The 18,383-nt window shown below is 63.8% G+C and carries 18 protein-coding genes; 11 read left to right on the top strand and 7 right to left on the bottom strand.

Annotation, left to right across the window (positions count from 1 at the left end):
* Positions 1–164 precede the first annotated feature (164 nt).
* From L6D77_RS06940 to L6D77_RS06915, 6 genes are all read left to right on the top strand, one after another.
* The gene (locus tag L6D77_RS06940; RefSeq protein ID WP_110992988.1) at positions 165–1,301 is read left to right on the top strand and encodes a branched-chain amino acid ABC transporter substrate-binding protein; all 1,137 of its coding nucleotides are present in this window, start codon (positions 165–167) and stop codon (positions 1,299–1,301) included.
* A 152-nt stretch (positions 1,302–1,453) separates the two neighbouring features.
* On the top strand, positions 1,454–2,368 hold the full coding sequence (locus L6D77_RS06935; protein ID WP_110992987.1) for an ABC transporter permease subunit: 915 nt from the start codon (positions 1,454–1,456) through the stop codon (positions 2,366–2,368).
* Positions 2,369–2,370: 2 nt separating this feature from the next.
* Complete coding sequence (gene livM / locus L6D77_RS06930) at positions 2,371–3,672, top strand: high-affinity branched-chain amino acid ABC transporter permease LivM (RefSeq protein ID WP_232882501.1); 1,302 nt, start codon at positions 2,371–2,373, stop codon at positions 3,670–3,672.
* Positions 3,669–4,544 carry an ABC transporter ATP-binding protein gene (locus L6D77_RS06925; RefSeq protein ID WP_232882500.1) on the top strand — a complete coding sequence of 292 codons (876 nt, stop codon included), beginning with the start codon at positions 3,669–3,671 and terminating at the stop codon, positions 4,542–4,544. The genes livM and L6D77_RS06925 overlap by 4 nt, the downstream gene beginning before the upstream one ends.
* Positions 4,541–5,257, top strand: a complete 717-nt coding sequence (locus tag L6D77_RS06920) for an ABC transporter ATP-binding protein (RefSeq protein ID WP_232882499.1) — start codon at positions 4,541–4,543, stop codon at positions 5,255–5,257. The genes L6D77_RS06925 and L6D77_RS06920 overlap by 4 nt, the downstream gene beginning before the upstream one ends.
* 615 nt (positions 5,258–5,872) lie before the next feature.
* Positions 5,873–6,640, top strand: coding sequence for an SDR family oxidoreductase (locus L6D77_RS06915; protein ID WP_232882498.1), 768 nt, complete (start codon positions 5,873–5,875; stop codon positions 6,638–6,640).
* Between the two features lie 59 nt (positions 6,641–6,699).
* Here L6D77_RS06915 and L6D77_RS06910 read toward each other — a convergent pair whose 3' ends face one another.
* The 3 genes from L6D77_RS06910 to L6D77_RS06900 form a co-directional block, all read right to left on the bottom strand.
* Positions 6,700–7,788 carry an AGE family epimerase/isomerase gene (locus tag L6D77_RS06910; protein ID WP_232882497.1) on the bottom strand — a complete coding sequence of 363 codons (1,089 nt, stop codon included), beginning with the start codon at positions 7,786–7,788 and terminating at the stop codon, positions 6,700–6,702.
* Positions 7,789–7,954: 166 nt separating this feature from the next.
* Positions 7,955–8,587, bottom strand: coding sequence for a TetR family transcriptional regulator (locus tag L6D77_RS06905; protein ID WP_232882496.1), 633 nt, complete (start codon positions 8,585–8,587; stop codon positions 7,955–7,957).
* A gap of 122 nt (positions 8,588–8,709) precedes the next feature.
* Positions 8,710–9,165, bottom strand: coding sequence for a phage infection protein (locus tag L6D77_RS06900; RefSeq protein ID WP_232882495.1), 456 nt, complete (start codon positions 9,163–9,165; stop codon positions 8,710–8,712).
* A 339-nt stretch (positions 9,166–9,504) separates the two neighbouring features.
* On the opposite strand from L6D77_RS06900, the gene L6D77_RS06895 reads away from it, so the two are divergent.
* Entirely contained in the window at positions 9,505–11,571 is a 2,067-nt protein-coding gene (locus L6D77_RS06895; protein ID WP_232882494.1) for an AsmA family protein, read from the top strand.
* 114 nt (positions 11,572–11,685) lie between these two features.
* Here the strand turns inward: L6D77_RS06895 and L6D77_RS06890 are convergent, their stop codons facing one another.
* Both L6D77_RS06890 and osmE read right to left on the bottom strand, forming a co-directional pair.
* The gene (locus tag L6D77_RS06890) at positions 11,686–12,213 is read right to left on the bottom strand and encodes a ferritin-like domain-containing protein (protein WP_232882493.1); all 528 of its coding nucleotides are present in this window, start codon (positions 12,211–12,213) and stop codon (positions 11,686–11,688) included.
* A 27-nt stretch (positions 12,214–12,240) separates the two neighbouring features.
* A complete protein-coding gene (gene osmE / locus L6D77_RS06885; RefSeq protein WP_232882492.1) occupies positions 12,241–12,582 on the bottom strand; it encodes an osmotically-inducible lipoprotein OsmE in 342 nt (113 codons plus the stop codon).
* A 123-nt stretch (positions 12,583–12,705) separates the two neighbouring features.
* On the opposite strand from osmE, the gene L6D77_RS06880 reads away from it, so the two are divergent.
* Positions 12,706–13,596 (top strand): esterase/lipase family protein, encoded by an 891-nt coding sequence (locus tag L6D77_RS06880; protein ID WP_232882491.1) that lies wholly within the window; start codon positions 12,706–12,708, stop codon positions 13,594–13,596.
* Positions 13,597–13,719: 123 nt separating this feature from the next.
* Here L6D77_RS06880 and L6D77_RS06875 read toward each other — a convergent pair whose 3' ends face one another.
* Positions 13,720–14,592 (bottom strand): DMT family transporter, encoded by an 873-nt coding sequence (locus L6D77_RS06875; RefSeq protein WP_232882490.1) that lies wholly within the window; start codon positions 14,590–14,592, stop codon positions 13,720–13,722.
* Positions 14,593–14,796: 204 nt separating this feature from the next.
* On the opposite strand from L6D77_RS06875, the gene L6D77_RS06870 reads away from it, so the two are divergent.
* From L6D77_RS06870 to L6D77_RS06860, 3 genes are all read left to right on the top strand, one after another.
* Positions 14,797–15,585 (top strand): AraC family transcriptional regulator, encoded by a 789-nt coding sequence (locus tag L6D77_RS06870; RefSeq protein ID WP_232882489.1) that lies wholly within the window; start codon positions 14,797–14,799, stop codon positions 15,583–15,585.
* Positions 15,586–15,648: 63 nt separating this feature from the next.
* Positions 15,649–15,933: a PsiF family protein gene (locus tag L6D77_RS06865; RefSeq protein WP_232882488.1), complete on the top strand. Its 285-nt coding sequence runs from the start codon at positions 15,649–15,651 to the stop codon at positions 15,931–15,933.
* Between the two features lie 70 nt (positions 15,934–16,003).
* Positions 16,004–17,011 carry an AI-2E family transporter gene (locus L6D77_RS06860; RefSeq protein WP_125465731.1) on the top strand — a complete coding sequence of 336 codons (1,008 nt, stop codon included), beginning with the start codon at positions 16,004–16,006 and terminating at the stop codon, positions 17,009–17,011.
* 74 nt (positions 17,012–17,085) lie between these two features.
* Here L6D77_RS06860 and L6D77_RS06855 read toward each other — a convergent pair whose 3' ends face one another.
* Positions 17,086–18,357: an Hsp70 family protein gene (locus L6D77_RS06855; protein ID WP_232882487.1), complete on the bottom strand. Its 1,272-nt coding sequence runs from the start codon at positions 18,355–18,357 to the stop codon at positions 17,086–17,088.
* Positions 18,358–18,383: the final 26 nt, after the last annotated feature.

The following is an 18,383-nucleotide window of genomic DNA, read 5'->3' as shown; positions in this document are numbered from 1 at the left end:
GCAGACGGTTGCACGCTCAATAAAGAAAAGGCCGTCGGTCGCCTCGTATCCCCCTGCACAGTGAGTTTTCCCGGAACACAAAACCAATGGCACGGCCCTTGCTCGGAGCACAGGGTTGATGAAGTTGTAGTGCCAACCAAAAAAAACTCTAGGAGCACCACCTCATGTCGCAGACGTTTTACAAGAAAGGTTTCCTGGCACTGGCAGTAGCCACAGCACTGGGTGTTTCTTCGTATGTTCAGGCCGACGTCAAGATCGGTGTTGCGGGCCCCATGACCGGTGCCAACGCAGCGTTTGGCGAGCAGTACATGAAAGGTGCCCAGGCGGCAGCCGACAAGATCAACGCCGCCGGTGGGGTGAACGGCGAGAAAATCGTCCTGGTCAAAGGTGACGATGCCTGTGAACCCAAGCAGGCCGTGGCCGTGGCCAACCGCCTGGTCGACCAGGACAAGGTGATCGGCGTGGTCGGTCACTTCTGCTCTTCCAACACCATCCCAGCCTCCGAGGTGTATGACGAGGCCGGCGTGATCGCCATCACCCCGGGCTCCACCAACCCGCAAGTCACCGAGCGTGGCTTGTCTGCGATGTTCCGCATGTGTGGCCGTGACGACCAGCAGGGCATCGTTGCCGGCGACTACATCGTCGATGTACTCAAGGGCAAGAAAGTAGTTGTGCTTCACGACAAGGACACCTACGGCCAGGGCCTGGCCGACGCGACCAAGGCACAGCTGATCAAGCGCGGGGTCACGCCGGTCCTGTACGAAGGCCTGACCCGCGGCGAGAAGGACTTCAGCGCCGTGGTCACCAAGATCCGCGCCGCCGGTGCCGACGTCGTCTACTTCGGTGGCCTGCACCCAGAGGCCGGCCCGCTGGTACGCCAGCTGCGCGAGCAGGGCCTGAAGGACGTCAAGTTCATGTCCGACGACGGCATCGTCACCGACGAACTGGTCACCACCGCAGGCGGTGCTCAATACGTCGATGGCGTGTACATGACCTTCGGCGCCGACCCACGCCTGCTGCCCGACAGCAAGGCGGTGGTCGAGGAGTTCCGCAAGAATGGTACCGAGCCGGAAGGCTACACCCTGTACGCCTACGCTTCGCTGCAGGCACTGGCTGCCGGCTTCAACGGCGCCAAGTCGAACAAGGGCGAGGACGCCGCCAAGTGGCTCAAGGCCAACCCGGTCAAGACCGTCATGGGCGAGAAGAAGTGGGACAGCAAGGGCGACCTGACCGTGTCCGACTACGTGGTCTACCAGTGGGATAAAGACGGCAAGTACCACCAGCTCGAAAAACAAAAATAACCAGGGTGGGGCCCGGGCGCGCAAGCCCGGGCCAACGCCCCGCAGCAGCTGTCTTTATTCGTAGATCTGCACGGTTCTGCGCCGCAACGGCCACTTCACCGTGGCCCGCCGTGGTCGGCGCTCGTGCAATCTCAATCAGGTGAGATTGCGTTATGGATGGTATTTTCCTGCAGCAACTGGTCAATGGCCTGACCCTCGGGTCGGTCTATGGCCTGATCGCCATCGGCTACACAATGGTCTATGGCATCATCGGCATGATCAACTTCGCGCACGGCGAGGTGTACATGATCTCCGCGTACCTCGCGGCGATCAGCCTGGCATTGCTGGCCTACTTCGGCATCGAGTCGTTCCCTTTGCTGATGCTCGGCACGCTGTTGTTCACCGTGGTCGTCACCGGCGTCTACGGCTTCACCATCGAGCGCATCGCCTACAAGCCCCTGCGCAACTCCACCCGCCTGGCACCGCTGATCAGCGCCATCGGCATTTCGCTGATCCTGCAGAACTACGCGCAGATCAGCCAGGGCGCCCGCCAGCAGGGCGTACCCACGCTGCTCGAAGGTGCCATGCGCATCGACGTCGGCAGCGGTTTCGTCCAGCTGACCTATACCAAGATCTTCATCCTGGTCGCCGCTTTCGTCGGCATGGGCCTGCTCACCTACGTGATCAAGTACACCAAGCTCGGCCGCATGTGCCGGGCCACGCAACAAGACCGCAAGATGGCCTCTATTCTTGGCATCAACACCGACCGGGTGATCTCCTACGTGTTCGTCATCGGCGCGGTGATGGCCGCGTTGGCGGGCGTGTTGATCACCATGAACTACGGCACCTTCGACTTCTATGCCGGCTTCATCATCGGCATCAAGGCGTTCACCGCCGCCGTGCTCGGCGGGATCGGCTCACTTCCCGGCGCCATGCTCGGCGGGATCATCCTGGGGATTTCCGAGTCGCTGTTCTCCGGCCTGATCAACTCCGACTACAAGGACGTGTTCAGCTTCTCGCTGCTGGTGATGATCCTCATCTTCCGTCCCCAAGGCCTGCTGGGTCGCCCGCTCGTGGCTAAGGTGTGAACATGTCCGCTGCCAATACTGCCCCTGCTGTTGCAAACAAAGGTTTCGATCTCAAGCGCAGCCTGATCGAAACCATCGTCGCCGGCCTGCTGGCGCTTATCGTGTTCGGTCCGGTCGTCGGCGTGGTGCTCGACGGCTACACCTTCAACGCCCAGCCGTCCCGCGTGGCCTGGCTGGTCGGCGGGGTGATGGTCGGGCGCTTCGTGCTCAGCCTGTTCCTGCAGACCGCCACCGGCCTGCGCATGCTCCAGGGCTTCGACAGTGGTGGTTCGGGCGTGCACGTGCTGGCGCCGGACTACAAGTCGCGCCTGCGCTACATCATCCCGGCGCTGATCGTGATCGCCATCGTGTTCCCCATCTTCGCCAACAAGTACCTGCTGACCGTGGTCATCCTCGGCCTGATCTACGTGCTGCTGGGCCTGGGCCTGAACATCGTGGTCGGCCTGGCCGGCCTGCTCGACCTGGGTTACGTGGCCTTCTACGCCATTGGTGCCTACGGCCTGGCGCTGGGCTATCAATACCTGGGTCTGGGCTTCTGGAGCGTGCTGCCGCTGGCGGCCATCGCCGCCGCGCTGGCGGGGTGCATCCTCGGCTTCCCGGTGTTGCGGATGCACGGTGACTACCTGGCGATCGTGACCCTGGGCTTCGGTGAAATCATCCGCCTGGTGCTGAACAACTGGCTGTCGTTCACCGGAGGCCCGAACGGCATGCCGGCGCCGTCGCCGACCATCTTCGGCCTGGAGTTCGGTCGCCGGGCCAAGGACGGCGGGGTGCCGATCCATGAGTTCTTCGGCTTCGAATACAACGCCAACCTCAAGTTCGTGTTCATCTACGCAGTGCTGTTCCTGGTGGTGCTGGCCGTGCTGTACATCAAGCACCGCCTGACCCGCATGCCGGTCGGCCGTGCCTGGGAGGCGCTGCGCGAAGACGAGATCGCCTGCCGCTCGATGGGCCTGAACCACGTGCTGGTCAAACTCTCCGCCTTCACCCTCGGCGCTTCTACCGCGGGCCTTGCCGGTGTGTTCTTCGCCACCTACCAGGGCTTCGTCAACCCGTCGTCGTTCACCTTCTTCGAGTCGGCGCTGATCCTCGCCATCGTCGTACTCGGCGGCATGGGCTCGACCGTGGGCGTGGTAATTGCTGCCTTCGTGCTGACCGTGGCCCCCGAGCTGCTGCGCAGCTTCTCCGAGTACCGCGTGCTGCTGTTCGGCGTGCTGATGGTGCTGATGATGATCTGGCGACCGCGGGGGCTGATCCGCATCAGCCGTACCGGTGTAGTCCCGCGTAAAGGAGTGGCGCCATGAGCGACGAAATCATTCTGTCGGTCGACAACCTGATGATGCAGTTCGGCGGGATCAAGGCGCTGAGCGATGTCAGCCTGAAAGTGAAGCGCAACCAGATCTTCGCCCTGATCGGCCCCAACGGTGCCGGCAAGACCACCGTGTTCAACTGCCTGACCGGCTTCTACAAGGCCAGTGGCGGGCGTATTGAATTGAATGTGCGCGGCAGCAGCACCAACGTCATCCAGCTGCTGGGCGAGCGTTTCCGGCCCACCGACTTCGTCTCGCCAGCGCGTTTCGCCAACCGCATGTACTACAAGATGTTCGGCGGTACCCACCTGGTCAACCGGGCAGGGCTGGCGCGCACGTTCCAGAACATCCGCCTGTTCAAGGAAATGTCGGTGGTGGAGAACCTGCTGGTGGCCCAGCACATGTGGGTCAACCGCAACCTGCTGGCCGGCGTGCTCAACACCAAGGGCTACCGCCAGGCCGAGAGCGAAGCGCTGGACCATGCCTTCTACTGGCTGGAGGTGGTCGACCTGGTCGACTGCGCCAACCGCCTGGCCGGTGAGCTCTCCTATGGCCAGCAACGCCGCCTGGAGATCGCCCGGGCCATGTGCACGCGGCCCAAGATCATCTGCCTGGACGAACCGGCCGCCGGCCTCAACCCGCAGGAAACCGAGGCGCTCAGCCGCATGATCCGCGTGCTGCGCGACGAGCATGACATCACCGTGGTGCTGATCGAGCACGACATGGGCATGGTCATGAGCATTTCCGACCACATCGTCGTGCTCGACCACGGCAACGTGATCGCCGAAGGTGCGCCGCAGGACATCCGCCACAACCCGACGGTGATCGCCGCCTACCTGGGTGCCGACGAAGAGGAGCTGGTATGAGTGCACCCATTCTCGAACTGAAGGACCTCGAGGTGTTCTACGGGCCGATCCAGGCCCTGAAGAAAGTCTCGATGCACATCAACGAAGGCGAGACTGTGAGCCTGATCGGCGCCAACGGCGCGGGCAAGTCGACCTTGTTGATGTCGATCTTCGGCCAGCCGCGGGCGGCGGCCGGGCAGATCATCTACCGCGGCACCGACATCACCCGCAAGTCGTCGCACTACATCGCCTCCAACGGCATCGCCCAGTCCCCAGAAGGGCGCCGGGTGTTCCCCGACATGACCGTCGAGGAGAACCTGATGATGGGCACCATCCCCATTGGCGATAAATACGCCGATGAGGACATGCAGCACATGTTCTCGCTGTTCCCCAGGCTCAAGGAACGGCGTAACCAGCGGGCGATGACCATGTCCGGCGGTGAACAGCAGATGCTTGCCATCGCCCGGGCGCTGATGAGCCGGCCCAAGCTGTTGCTGCTCGATGAGCCGTCCCTGGGGCTGGCGCCGATCGTGGTCAAGCAGATCTTCGCCACCCTGCGCGAGCTGGCGCAGAGCGGCATGACCATCTTCCTCGTCGAGCAGAACGCCAACCACGCGCTGAAGCTTTCCGACCGCGCCTATGTGATGGTCAACGGGCAGATCCGCATGACCGGGACGGGGCAGGAGCTGCTGGTGAACGAGGAGGTGCGTAACGCCTATCTGGGCGGGCACTGATTCGGCAATTGCAGGGCGAGTCGCAGAAGCGGCTTGCCCCGCGATGCTTTCACCGCATGTGGACAACTTGTCGCATATCTTTCTCGAAGCACTCCACAACCCCCTCGCAAACCCTTGTTTCCACAGGTAGAAAACTTTCCACGGATTATGTGGAACCACCTGTGGAAAACATGGTGGCACCTCGCTGCACGCCTTTGCCTGCAAGGCTTTCAAGGGTTTGTACGTTTTTTGATCAGGTAAGCTTTGTGGTTGATTCAACGGCGTTTTTTGCCTGAGGAAGGGCGTGTCCACAAAGGGTGGATTTCTGTGGATAACTCTGTGTAAAAACGTTGGACAGACTGCCGCAAGCGGCATGGTTGAAAGCGTTGCGCCATCACTGAAGGATTTCCACAGGCCATTGCCCGGGCAAAGGGTTCCCTGAAACCGACGAGTTGCCCCCAATCCATGGGGAAAGGCTTGTGGATAAGATGCGTATAGCTCGATTAAAGCCTTCTAGCTAGGGGCTTTGCTGGTATTGAGCGTTTTTTGTTCAGTTGCTGAAACGGTTGTCGCCACGCCTCGCGCCGGGCATGCTGCGAGGCCTGTAAACGGCAACCCACAGCTAAGGAGAAGAGCATGACATCCACCGTATTCATCACTGGCGCGACTTCCGGTTTCGGTGAGGCCACCGCCCGCCGTTTCGCCGATGCGGGTTGGAAGCTGGTGCTCACTGGTCGGCGCAAGGAGCGCCTGGATGCGCTGTGCCAGGAACTGTCGGCCAAGACCGAAGTGCACGGCCTGGTGGTCGATGTGCGTGACCGCAAAGCCATGGAGGCGGCCATTGCCAGCCTGCCGCCGGCCTTCGACAAACTGCAGGGCCTGGTCAACAATGCCGGCCTGGCGCTGGGTGTCGATGCCGCGCAGAACTGCAGCCTGGACGACTGGGAAACCATGGTCGATACCAACATCAAAGGCTTGATGTACACCACCCGCCTGCTGCTGCCACGCCTGATCGCCCACGGCCGCGGTGCGTCGATCCTCAACGTCGGTTCGGTGGCGGGCAACTACCCGTACCCGGGCGCCAATGTGTACGGCGGCACCAAGGCGTTCGTCGGCCAGTTCTCGCTGAGCCTGCGCTGCGACCTGCGCGGTACCGGGGTGCGGGTGAGCAACATCGAGCCGGGCCTGTGCGAGAGCGAATTCTCGCTGGTGCGCTTCGGCGGTGACCAGGCCAAGTACGACGCCACCTACGCGGGCGCCGAGCCGATCCAGCCGCAGGACATCGCCGAGACCATCTTCTGGATCCTCAACCAACCGGCGCACATCAACATCAACAGCCTCGAGCTGATGCCGGTGAGCCAGGATTGGGCCGGGTTCTCGATCGATCGTTCGGCCAAGGGTTGAACGTTGTGACAGGGGCCGCCTCGCGGCCCATTCGCGGGTAAAGCGCAGCGGCGAATACATCAGCCCTGGCGCTGCAACCCTTCCAGGCAGGTCGCCAGGTGATAAGGGGTGGTCGAGGGCATGTCATGCCGGCTGACCGCGCCGCTGCCATCACGGCATTCATACCAGCCACCTGCATGCAGGAACTGCCCTTCAAGGGCGTGCAACTGCTGCCGCAATTTCTCATCGCTGCCTGGGCGCAGTACCAGCGCCCGCAGATACTCCACCTGGGCCCAGATCCGTTGGGTGGCGTCGAGCACCTTGCCGTTCACGTCCAGCATCGCCAGCACCGCGCAATCCTTCACCCCGCACTGTTCGGCGTAGCCGAATGCTCGGCTGATGGAGGCATGCAGCGGCGTGCCGCGCAGCAGTGGCGAGCTGTCGAGCAGGTAGAACCATTCGAATTGGTGGCCGGGTTCGAACCAGTTATCCACAGCCCCGCGCGGTTTCTCCAGCATCAGGCCTTGTTGCGGTTCGACGAACTGCGCCTGCAGGGCATCGCACAGTTGCAGCAACGCTTGCTGTACCTGTTCATCCTTACGCACGGCCAGCACTTGCAGGAAGGCTTCGGCCAGGTGCATCTGTGGATTTTGCAGTGGGCCGCTGCCCACGTCAGACCAATCTTCAGCCAGGCTGGCCTCGTACAGGCCATCGTCACGGGCAAACTGCTCGGTAACCACTTCCAGGGCGCCATTGAGCGTGGCTTGCACCAACCCTTCACCCACCTTGCCCCAGTAATGGGCACAGGCGAAGACGATGAAGGCGTGGGTGTAGAGGTCCTTGCGCCGATCCAGTGGTTTGCCTTGGGCATCGATGCTGTAGAACCAGCCGCCGTGTTCGGGGTCATGGAAATGCTTTTGCAGCGAGCGGAACAGCGCCGCTGCGCGTTCGGCCGCGCCCGGTTGCTCGATGCGGCTGCTGAACAGGTACAGCTGGCGCGCGCAGGCCATGGCGCGGTAGCGCTGAACCGGCAATGGGCGGTGCTCGGCGTCCAGCGCCTCGTAGGGCAGGGCCATCTCGGCGTTCCAGCCCGGACCTTGCCACAGCGGCACGATGCGTTCGGCGAAGTGCTGTTGGAAATGGGTCAAAGCAGGGCGGGGGTCGGACATGCTGGCGCTCATGGACGGTCGGGCAGGGCGCAATAGTAGCAGATGTGCTGAGCTGGGTTGCCTGTGATGGCCTCATCGCTGGCAAGCCAGCTCCCACAGGTATCGTGGCCGACGCCAGCCCTGTGGGAGCCGGCTTGCCGGCGATGGGGCCGGCACAGGCAAGCATTCAGCCCGGGTTCCCCAACCCCTGCCAATGCCGCGCACCGACGAAGATAAAGCGCAACTGCTGAGTGATCTTCTCCTGCGCCGTCATCGCCTGTGGGTTACCCGGCTCAGGGCTGTCGATCAGCTCCGGCAGGGTGGCGAACACGGTCTTGACCACCAGGTCGGCCATTACCGCCAGGGCGGCGCCGTCCAGGTGCTGCCAACGCGGCATGCGCGCAAGGTCGGTGGCCAGGTCGCTGCTGATGTCCTGGCGCAGGCGGGCGATGGCCTGGCGCACCACTTGCGAACCGCCGTACTGCTCGCGGGCAAGGAACAGGAACTGGGCGCGGTGGGCGTTGACCACGTCGAGGAAGATGCGCACCGAGGCGTCGGTGATGCCACCCAGCTCGAATTCGTTGTGCCGCACCAGGCGGATGGTCTGGCGGAAGGTGGTGTCGATCTCGGCGACCAGCGCCAGGCCCAGGGTGTCCATGTCGGGGAAGTGGCGGTAGAAGCCAGTGGGCACGATGCCGGCGGCCTTGGCCACTTCGCGCAGGCTGATGCTGCCAAAGCCACGGCCGCTCTCCATGAGCTGGCAGGTGGCGTCCAGCAAGGCTTGGCGGGTTTGTAGCTTTTGTTCGGCACGCGGCAGCATGGGGCAGGATTCTGTGACTGTGAGGCTGGCCATTCTGGATAAAAAAACAAAGCCCGGTCAATGGACCGGGCTAGGTGGGGAGCAGATGCAGCGGGGCGGTTTATGGTTTTCGGCCATGGCGATCAGCTCACACGGCTGAGTTCGACCAGACGGTCCGAGCCACCTTCGGCGACGCGGTTGTTGCGTTCGAGCAGACGGTCCGAGCCACCTTCGGCGACGCGGTTGTTGCGTTCGATCACGCGGTCCGAACCACCTTCGGCGACGCGGTTGTTGCGTTCGATCACGCGGTCCGAACCACCTTCGGCAACGCGGTTGTTACGTTCGATCACGCGGTCCGAACCACCTTCGGCAACGCGGTTGTTACGTTCGATCAGGCGATCCGAGCCACCTTCAGCGACGCGACCGGCACGTTCCTGCAGGCGTTCGGCGCCACCTTCAGCCAGGCTGTTCAGCGGCTGGGCAACGGTGGCTGCGCTGGAGCGCGATTCGGCGCTCAGGTGCTGGTCTTCAGCAGGCAGGGCGAAAGCGTTGGCGGCAAGTACGGACAGGGTCAGGCTCAGCAGCAGATGGCGTTTCATGATTCGGTGCTCCTCTCGGGGGCTGGAAAGTGGCTACGGAGGCAATGCTACGCCGCGTAACGCCAGAGAGAAGTTCATCAGGGTAATGGTAACAATCGACGCTATTGATACTCAGGTGCGACGGCTCTGGATCAAGGGTTGTAGCGGTTACTACGACATAGTGCGCTACCGATTTCGCAGTAACACCACGGCGCGCGGCCGACCAATAGCGCAGAAAGGCGCCAGGAAAACTTCGCTATCATGGCAACCCGGACTAAACCCTGAGGGTTTTCGTCAGTCCGACATTCTAAGTGCCATCGTTATGCCCGCCTCGTGCCCGGCAGCCAGGAGAACCCCGCAATGACGCGCCCCGCCAGAATCCTTGTCTGGACCATCGCCACCCTGGCCACGCTGCTGGCGATCCTGGTGGTGGTGATTGCCACTTTCGACTGGAACCGCGTCAAGCCGCTGCTCAACGAGAAAGTGTCCGAAGCCCTGCATCGGCCCTTCGCGATCAACGGCAACCTGGCCGTGCACTGGCGCACCGCGCCTGAAGAAGGCGGCTGGCGTGCTTTCGTGCCATGGCCGCACTTCACCGCCGAAGACCTCACGCTGGGTAACCCGGACTGGCTGAAGGAACCACGCATGGTCGGCCTCGAGCGGGTCGAGTTCCGCCTGGCGCCGCTGCCGTTGATCGTCCAGCGCATCAGCATTCCGCGCATCGACCTGGTCAAGCCCAGCGCCAGCCTCACCCGGCTGGCCGACGGCCGCGCCAACTGGACCTTCGACTTCGGGCCCAAGGACGAGAACGAGCCACCGTCGAAATGGGTGTTGGATATCGGCGCCATTGGTTTCGATCAGGGCAATGTCAGCTTCGACGACCAGACCCTCAAGACCAGCCTGAAGGTGCAGATCGACCCGCTGGGCAAACCGATCCCGTTCAGCGACATCGTCGGCAAGGCCCGCGCCGACAAGGCCGGCAACGCCCAGGCCTACGCCTTCGGCCTCAAGGCCCTGGGCCGCTACAAAGGCCAGGCAGTGGCGGCTACCGGCAAGATCGGCGGCCTGCTGGCGCTGCAGGATGCCAGCCAGCCGTTCCCGCTGCAGGCCGATGCCCGCATTGGCGATACCCAGGTGGCGCTGGCCGGTACCCTGACCGACCCGCGCAACCTGGGTGCCCTCGACCTACGCCTGAAGCTGTCCGGCAGCAGCCTGGGCAACCTCTACCCGCTCACCGGCGTGACCTTGCCCGACACCCCGGCCTATGAAACCGACGGCCACCTCAACGCCAACCTGCATGCCGCGGACGGCGCGCAGTTCCGCTACGAAGGCTTCAACGGCAAGATCGGCGCCAGTGATATCCATGGCGACCTGGCCTTCGTCGCCAGCCAGCCCCGGCCAAAGCTGTCCGGCAACCTGGTGTCGAACCAGCTGCTGTTCAAGGACCTTGCGCCGCTGATTGGCGCCGACTCCAACAGCCAGCAGAAAGCCCGTGGCGGTGCCAGCAAGCAACCGGCGGGCAAGGTGCTGCCGGTGGAAGAGTTCCGCACCGAGCGCTGGCGGGCCATGGACGCCGACGTCACGTTCGCCGGCAAGCGCATCGTCCACAGCGAGCAACTGCCGTTCAACGACCTGGCCGCCCATGTGATCCTCGACGATGGCCTGTTGCGCCTGGAACCGCTGCGCTTCGGCGTGGCCGGCGGCAACCTCGATTCCAACATCAGCCTGGACGGGCGCACCTCGCCGCTGCAGGGCCGTGCCAGGCTCACCGCCCAGGGTTTCAAGCTCAAGCAGCTGTTCCCCAGCTTCGCGCCGATGCAGACCAGCTTTGGTGAACTCAATGGCGATGCCGACCTGCGCGGCCGCGGCAACTCGGTGGCGGCCTTGCTCGGCACCTCCAACGGTGACCTGCGCCTGCTGATCAACGATGGCGCCATCAGCCGCAGCCTGATGGAGATCGCCGGGCTCAACGTCGGCAACTATGTGGTCGGAAAGCTGTTCGGCGACGAGGACGTGAAGATCAATTGTGCGGCGGCCGACGTGGGCATCAAGGACGGCCTGGCCACCACTCGTTTGTTCGTCTTCGATACCGAGAACGCGATCATCTACATCAATGGTACGGCCAACTTCGCCAGCGAGCAGTTGGACCTGAAGATCACCCCGGAATCCAAGGGTGTGCGGCTGTTCTCGCTGCGCTCACCGCTGTATGTACGTGGGCCGTTCGCCAAGCCCAATGCCGGTGTGCAGGCGGTGCCGCTGGCGCTGCGTGGCGCGGGGATGGTGGCATTGGGGGTGGTCGTGGGGCCGGCGGCGGGGCTGTTGGCACTGATCGCGCCGAGCAGTGGTGATGCGCCGAACCAGTGCACGCCGCTGTTGCAGCAAATGAAAGCCGGCAAGGCGCCGGCGGCGGTGAAGGCCAAGAAATGAGGTGAATGGGGCCGCTTCGCGGCCCTTTCGCCGGCAAGCCGGCTCCCACAGGTACAGCGTGATCTCTGTGGGAGCTGGCTTGCCAGCGAAAGGGGCGCACAGCGCCCCCAATATTCACAACCCCTGCAACAGATCCGACATATCGTCCGCGTGCTCTTCTTCCTGGGCCAGGATGTCCTCGAAGATCCGCCGCGTGGTCGGGTCGCTGTCACCGATGAACTGGATGATCTCGCGGTAGCTGTCGATGGCGATGCGCTCGGCCACCAGGTCCTCCAGCACCATCTCCTTCAGGTTCTTGCCCTCCACGTACTGGGCATGTGAATGCTTGCTCAGGTGGTCCGGGTTGAAGTCCGGCTCGCCGCCCAGTTGCACGATACGCTCGGCCAGCTTGTCGGCGTGCTGCGCCTCCTGGTTGGCATGTTCAAGAAACTCTGTGGCAGCGACACTGGCCTTGATACCGCTGGCCATGAAGTAGTGGCGCTTGTAACGCAGCACGCACACCAGCTCGGTAGCCAGCGACTCATTGAGCAGGCGCAGGATTTTCTCGCGGTCGGCGTGGTAACCCTCGGTCACCGCGCCGTTCTCGGCATGCTTGCGCGCACGTTCGCGCAGGGTTTTCACATCGGTCAGTTCAACGCTCATGTTCATCTCCGAAAGCATCAGGGGTGGTCATGCGCCGTGGGCGGCGTCGCTGTCTTGCTGGCGTTGCTTGCAGGTCTTGAAGCCCTTGGCGTCGACGTGCCCGGTGGCGTCAAAGCGCACGTAGTAGGGCTGCTGGTGGCCGTCGCGGTTGAGGATGTAGTCATTGCAGGTGCCACCATGGGGCAAGTCGATGACATTCGACGGGTTGCCACCGATGGCGATGACCTTCTGCATGGTCATGCCGTTCTCCACCTGCTTGACCAGCGGCTGGTCGCGGTAGGTCACGTAGTCCACCGGGTTTTCCGGGCGGCTGCTGCAGGCGGCGAGGGTGGCGCTTGCCAGAAGAATGGCCAGGGTCTGCTTGTACATGGTCCCGCTCCTTGCTCAAGGGTCTGTTCTGCTTGGAACCGCACGGCGCGCCAGGAGTTCGATTGCACAGGGCTTCGGCAGCGCTGTAGTGTGGGCCGGTGTCCATGGAAAGGGGCTGGGGCAATGACGCAGGCGTTGGCTACACGCTATCCACTGGTGCTGGTGCCGGGCATGCTCGGGTTCGTGCGATTGCTTATCTATCCCTACTGGTTCGGCATCGTCCCGGCGCTGCGCCGGGGCGGTGCGCAGGTGTTCCCGGTGCAGGTCTCGCCCTTGCATGGCAGCGAGGTGCGCGGCGAGCAGCTGCTGGCCATCATCGAAGACATCTGCCTGCGCACGGGGGCCGAAAAGGTCAACCTGATCGGCCACAGCCAGGGTTCGCTGAGTGCCCGCTATGCGGCGGCGAAACGCCCTGACCGGGTAGCCTCGGTGACCTCGGTGGCCGGGCCCAACCATGGCTCGGAGCTGGCCGACCACCTGGAGCGCACGGCACCGGGCGACTCACCCCAAGGGCGTATTCTCAAGGCTGTGCTGCATGGCCTGGCGGTGTTGCTGGTGTGGCTGGAGACCGGCTGGCGCCGCGACCCGCTACCGATCGATGTGCATGCTTCGCACCAGTCGTTGACCAGCGCCGGGGTGGCGTTGTTCAACCAGGCTTATCCACAGGGGCTGCCCGAGGTCTGGGGCGGGGAGGGGCCGGGTGAGGTGAACGGGGTGCGCTACTACTCCTGGTCCGGCACCTTGCAGCCCGGGCTCACCGACCAGGGGCGCAACCGTTTTGATGGCAGCAACCGCTTCTGCCGCCTGTTCGCCCGCAGTTTCGTCAGGGAGAAAGGCCAGTGCGATGGCATGGTCGGGCGCTTCAGTTCGCACCTGGGCCAGGTGATCGGCGACGACTACCCGCTCGACCACCTGGACATCGTCAACCAGTCGCTTGGTGCGGTGGGCAAGGGCGCCGAGCCGGTGCGGCTGTTTACCGAGCATGCGACGCGGCTGAAGGCTGCAGGGTTGTAGCGGGAATCTCTGACAACGAAGTCTTTCATCCTGTGGGAGCCGGCTTGCCGGCGATCACCGGCGAAGCCGGTGCCCGACACTGCGGCGCCTGCATCGCCGGCAAGCCGGCTCCCACAGGGTACGCTACCGACGCACCGGCGTCGTCCAGCGCTCGGCCAGCAACACGCCAGCCAAGGTCAACAGCCCGCCAACCAGGTGATAGCTCGCCAGCTGCTCATCCAGCACCACAGCAGCAATCACCGCCGTCACCACCGGCAGCAAGTTGAAAAACAGCGTGGTCCGGCTCGGCCCAAGCCGGTGCACCGCCTGCATCCACACCCGTGGCGCAACCATCGAGGCCAGCACGCAGGCATACACCACCAGGCCAATGTTGTGGCCGTTCAGCCCCGTCTTGGGCGACAGCAGGAACAGCGGCAGCAACACCAGGATCGCCACCAGTATTTGCAGGTACAGCAGCTGCATCGGCGGCAGGCGCAGTTGCCATTTCTTCAGCAGGAAGCTGTACAGCGCATAGGCGAAGGTGGCCACCAGCATCATCAGGTCGCCGCTGTTCAGGCCCTGGTGCAGCAGCGCCGAAGGCTGGCCCGCCGAGACCACCTCGAGCACGCCGAAGAACGACACCAGCGCGCCGAGCAACGCGCCGTAGCTCAACCGCTGGCCCAGCCAGGCGATGGACAGGGCCAGCGACATCAGCGGCATCAGCGAGAGGATGATGCCCATGTTGGTGGCGCTGGTGATGCCGGCGGCGAAGTAGGCCAGGCTCTGGTAGATGGCCATGCCCAGCACGCCCAGCACGAAGACCTTGCCCAGGTGCGGGCGGATCGCCGCGCGGTTGCGCCACACCTGGGGCAGCAGGAACGGGGTGAACAGCAGGCCGGCCAGCAGCCAGCGGTAGAAGCCGATCTCGGCCGGGAAGATGGCGCCGGCGGACAGCTTGGTGACCACGGTGTTGCCGGCCCAGATGAGGATGGCGGTGAGGGGGAAGAGGTAATTCATGTAGCGGGTACTCGCAGTGGCAGATTGGGGCCGCTGCGCGGCCCTTCGCGGGCAAGCCCGCTCCCACAGGTTTGGCGTGATCCTTGTGGGAGCGGGTTTACCCGCGAAGGCCTGCGACGCAGGCCCCGATAGCCCGGCATTATCAATTGTCTGTTTGAAATCCTATACTCCCATCCAGACAACCCGCCCCGCGAAGCAGCCAACATGCCCCGCCAGTACCTCACCCTCCCGCAATTCGACCAGCTCCCGGCCCCGGTCTATTTCCGCTACGACGAATTTGGCGCCGACAGCCAGAGCGCACCCCATCGCCACCCCTGGGGCCAGCTCAACTACGCCTCCCACGGCGTGATGCACCTGGATGTCGAAGGCCAGCGCTTCATCTCGCCCCCCCACTACGCCGTGTGGGTGCCGCCGGGCACCGAGCACGGCTGTTACAACCCCCAGGCCATCGTCTACCGCTCGGTGTATCTGGACCGCAGCCTGTGTGCCGAGCTGCCAGGCCAGCCCTGCAGCCTGGTGGTCAGCGACATCCTCAAGGCGATCCTCGGCGACTTCGCCCGGCGCGACCTCAAGGTGGCCCAGGACGCCTGCGACCAGCGCCTGGTACAGGTCCTGCTCGACCAGTTGCACCAGGCACCGAGGCAAACCTGCTACCTGCCGTTCGCCCACAGCGACAGCCTGGGCCAGGTGCTCGCCGGGCTGCAGGCCGAGCCCGGCGACAACCGCCCACTGGCCGACTGGGCTGCGCAGGTGCATGTCAGCGAACGCACCCTGGCCCGGCATTTTTTGCGCGAGCTGGGCATGAGCTTTGGCGAGTGGCGCCTGCGCCTGCGTTTTCTGCGGGCTATCGAGGCACTGGAGGCTGGTACGCCGATCCAGGCCATCGCCTTCGACCTCGGCTACAGCAGCGGCTCGGCCTTCATCGCCATGTTCCAGCGCCAGGCCAGCTGCACGCCGGAGCAGTACCGGCGGCGGGCCCGGGCAGAGGTGTAAGAATTCTTGTCTACACTCAGCTCGACACGCGCGCATCGGGCGCGCCGCCAAGGAGACCACTCCATGAAGTTGCTGAATGTGCCACTGCTGGTGCTGGGCATGTTGATCGCAGGGCAAGGATTCGCCGCCACCGCGCAACAGGAAAAGATGAAGACCTGCAACGCCGACGCCACCACCAAGGCGCTCAAGGGCGATGAACGCAAGGCGTTCATGAGCACCTGCCTGAAAAAGGATGTGCCGCAGACCCAGCAGGACAAGATGAAGACCTGCAACGCTGACGCGGGCGCCAAGGCACTCAAGGGCGATGAGCGCAAAGCCTTCATGAGCGACTGCCTGAAGAAGAAATGACCTGCGCCTATGCCTGTGCTTTGAAGGCTGGCAGACTGCGGGACTTTCCGCTGTCTGCCGTCGAGGCTGTATGACCTTCACCCCCCGCCAGATCTCCCTTGCCAGCCTGGTCATCGTCATTGCCGGCCTGTTGCTGGCACTGCCCCTGAAGTTGCTCCCCAGCCTGCTGGCCGGCCTCTTGGTGTTCGAGCTGGTCAACATGCTCACCCCACGCCTGCAACCGCTGATCGCCGGGCAGCGCGCGCGCTGGCTGGCGGTGGCCCTGCTGGGCACTCTGGTGGTGAGCACCCTGACCCTGCTGTTCGCCGGCGCCTTCAGTTTCCTGTTGCATGAAGCCGAGAACCCCGGTGCCTCGCTGGACAAGTTCATGGCCCTGGTCGAGCGCGCCCGTGGGCAGTTGCCACCGTTCATCGAAGCCTACCTGCCGGCCAGTGCCGCCGAGTTCAAGGTGGCCATCGGTGACTGGATCAAGAGCCACCTGAGCGACCTGCAGCTGGTGGGCAAGGGCATGGCGCACATGTTCGTGACGCTGCTGATCGGCATGATCCTCGGCGCCATCGTCGCCCTGCAGCGCATCCCCGACATTTCCCGGCGCAAGCCCCTGGCTGCGGCGCTGTTCGAGCGCCTGAGCCTGCTGGTACAGGCGTTTCGCAACATCGTCTTCGCGCAGATCAAGATCTCGCTGCTCAACACCGCGTTCACCGGCATCTTCCTGGCCGTGGTGCTGCCGCTGTTTGGCGTGCACCTGCCGCTGACCAAGACGCTGATCGTGCTGACTTTCCTGCTTGGGTTGTTGCCAGTGATCGGCAACCTGATGTCCAACACCCTGATCACCATCGTCGGGATGTCGCTGTCGATCTGGGTGGCGGCGGCGGCGCTGGGCTATCTGATCGTGATCCACAAGGTCGAGTACTTCCTCAACGCACGGATCGTCGGCGGGCAGATCAGTGCCAAGGCCTGGGAGCTGTTGCTGGCGATGCTGGTGTTCGAGGCGGCGTTCGGGCTGCCGGGGGTGGTGGCGGGGCCGATCTACTACGCGTACCTGAAGAGTGAGTTGAAACGGATGGAGTTGGTCTGAAAGTGGGTTTCAGCCTGCACCGGCCTCTTCGCGGGCTTGCCCGCGAAGAGGCCGGTGCAGGTTCTAGAGCCTGATCAGGCGACGCCGTACCGCTTGCGCGCCTCAATCGCCAGCCCGCTACCAATGCTGCCGAAGATATTGCCTTCCACATGCCGCGCCTTGGGCAGCATCGCCGCCACGCTGTTGCGCAGCGCCGGGATGCCGCTGGAACCGCCGGTGAAGAACACCGTGTCCACCTGGCTCTCGCTCACACCCGCCCTGGCCAGCAGCTCGGTCACGCTGCCACGCACCCGCTCCAGCAACCCGTCGATGGCGTCCTCGAACAGCGCACGGGTCAGCTCGGCCGACAACCCCGGCTCGATACGGCCAAAGTCGACGCTGCGGCTGTCACGGTCGGTCAGCTCGATCTTGCTGGCCTCCACTTCCATCGCCAGCCAGTGCCCGGCGCGCTCTTCGATCAGCTTGAACAGCCGGTCGATGCCCAGGGTGTCCTCGATGTCGTAGCGCATGTTGCCCAGCGCCAGCTGCGACTTCTGCGAGTACAGGGCGTTGATGGTGTGCCAGGTGGCCAGGTTGAGGTGGTAGCTGGTGGGCATCAGCGCACCGCTCTTCATCCGGCTGCCGTAACCGAACAGCGGCATGACGCCCTGCAGGCTCAACTGCTTGTCGAAGTCGGTACCGCCGATGTGCACGCCGCCAGTGGCGAGGATGTCGTCCTGGCGCTCGTCCACCAAGTGACGCTCGGGCGACAGGCGGATCAGGGTAAAGTCCGAGGTACCGCCGCCGATATCGACGATCAGCACCAGCTCTTCACGGCTGATGCCCGACTCGTAGTCGAACGCCGCGGCGATCGGCTCGTACTGGAACGACACGTCCTTGAAACCGATCTTGCGCGCCACCTCGGCCAGGGTGTCCTCGGCCTCCTGGTCGGCGGCCGGGTCTTCATCGACGAAGAACACCGGGCGGCCCAGCACCACCTGGTCGAATTCACGGCCAGCGGCGGCTTCGCCACGCTTTTTCAGCTCGCCGATGAACATGCCCAGCAGGTCCTTGAACGGCAGGGCGCTGCCCAGCACGCTGGTGTCGTGCTTGATCAGCTTGGAGCCCAGCAGGCTCTTGAGCGAGCGCATCAGGCGGCCTTCGTAGCCTTCCAGGTACTCGTGCAGGGCCAGGCGACCGTACACCGGGCGACGTTCCTCGATGTTGAAGAAGACCACCGACGGCAGGGTGATCTTGCCGTCTTCCAGGGCGATCAGCGACTCGACGCCCGGGCGGTGCCAGCCGACCGTGGAGTTGGAGGTGCCAAAATCGATGCCGAGGGCGCGGGCCGGGGATACGTCAGACATGAGAGGAAAGCTTCCGGAGGCAAAAC

The sequence above is a fragment of the Pseudomonas parasichuanensis genome (assembly GCF_021601385.1).
Lineage (GTDB): Bacteria > Pseudomonadota > Gammaproteobacteria > Pseudomonadales > Pseudomonadaceae > Aquipseudomonas > Aquipseudomonas parasichuanensis.
This window is presented reverse-complemented; position numbering and strand designations above follow the sequence as displayed.

Coding starts and splice junctions, on each gene's coding strand:
- L6D77_RS06940 (WP_110992988.1), top strand. CDS start 165: ATGTCGCAGACGTTTTACAAGAAAGGTTTCCTGGCACTGGCAGTAGCC.
- L6D77_RS06935 (WP_110992987.1), top strand. CDS start 1,454: ATGGATGGTATTTTCCTGCAGCAACTGGTCAATGGCCTGACCCTCGGG.
- livM (WP_232882501.1), top strand. CDS start 2,371: ATGTCCGCTGCCAATACTGCCCCTGCTGTTGCAAACAAAGGTTTCGAT.
- L6D77_RS06925 (WP_232882500.1), top strand. CDS start 3,669: ATGAGCGACGAAATCATTCTGTCGGTCGACAACCTGATGATGCAGTTC.
- L6D77_RS06920 (WP_232882499.1), top strand. CDS start 4,541: ATGAGTGCACCCATTCTCGAACTGAAGGACCTCGAGGTGTTCTACGGG.
- L6D77_RS06915 (WP_232882498.1), top strand. CDS start 5,873: ATGACATCCACCGTATTCATCACTGGCGCGACTTCCGGTTTCGGTGAG.
- L6D77_RS06910 (WP_232882497.1), bottom strand. CDS start 7,788: ATGTCCGACCCCCGCCCTGCTTTGACCCATTTCCAACAGCACTTCGCC.
- L6D77_RS06905 (WP_232882496.1), bottom strand. CDS start 8,587: ATGCTGCCGCGTGCCGAACAAAAGCTACAAACCCGCCAAGCCTTGCTG.
- L6D77_RS06900 (WP_232882495.1), bottom strand. CDS start 9,165: ATGAAACGCCATCTGCTGCTGAGCCTGACCCTGTCCGTACTTGCCGCC.
- L6D77_RS06895 (WP_232882494.1), top strand. CDS start 9,505: ATGACGCGCCCCGCCAGAATCCTTGTCTGGACCATCGCCACCCTGGCC.
- L6D77_RS06890 (WP_232882493.1), bottom strand. CDS start 12,213: ATGAGCGTTGAACTGACCGATGTGAAAACCCTGCGCGAACGTGCGCGC.
- osmE (WP_232882492.1), bottom strand. CDS start 12,582: ATGTACAAGCAGACCCTGGCCATTCTTCTGGCAAGCGCCACCCTCGCC.
- L6D77_RS06880 (WP_232882491.1), top strand. CDS start 12,706: ATGACGCAGGCGTTGGCTACACGCTATCCACTGGTGCTGGTGCCGGGC.
- L6D77_RS06875 (WP_232882490.1), bottom strand. CDS start 14,592: ATGAATTACCTCTTCCCCCTCACCGCCATCCTCATCTGGGCCGGCAAC.
- L6D77_RS06870 (WP_232882489.1), top strand. CDS start 14,797: ATGCCCCGCCAGTACCTCACCCTCCCGCAATTCGACCAGCTCCCGGCC.
- L6D77_RS06865 (WP_232882488.1), top strand. CDS start 15,649: ATGAAGTTGCTGAATGTGCCACTGCTGGTGCTGGGCATGTTGATCGCA.
- L6D77_RS06860 (WP_125465731.1), top strand. CDS start 16,004: ATGACCTTCACCCCCCGCCAGATCTCCCTTGCCAGCCTGGTCATCGTC.
- L6D77_RS06855 (WP_232882487.1), bottom strand. CDS start 18,357: ATGTCTGACGTATCCCCGGCCCGCGCCCTCGGCATCGATTTTGGCACC.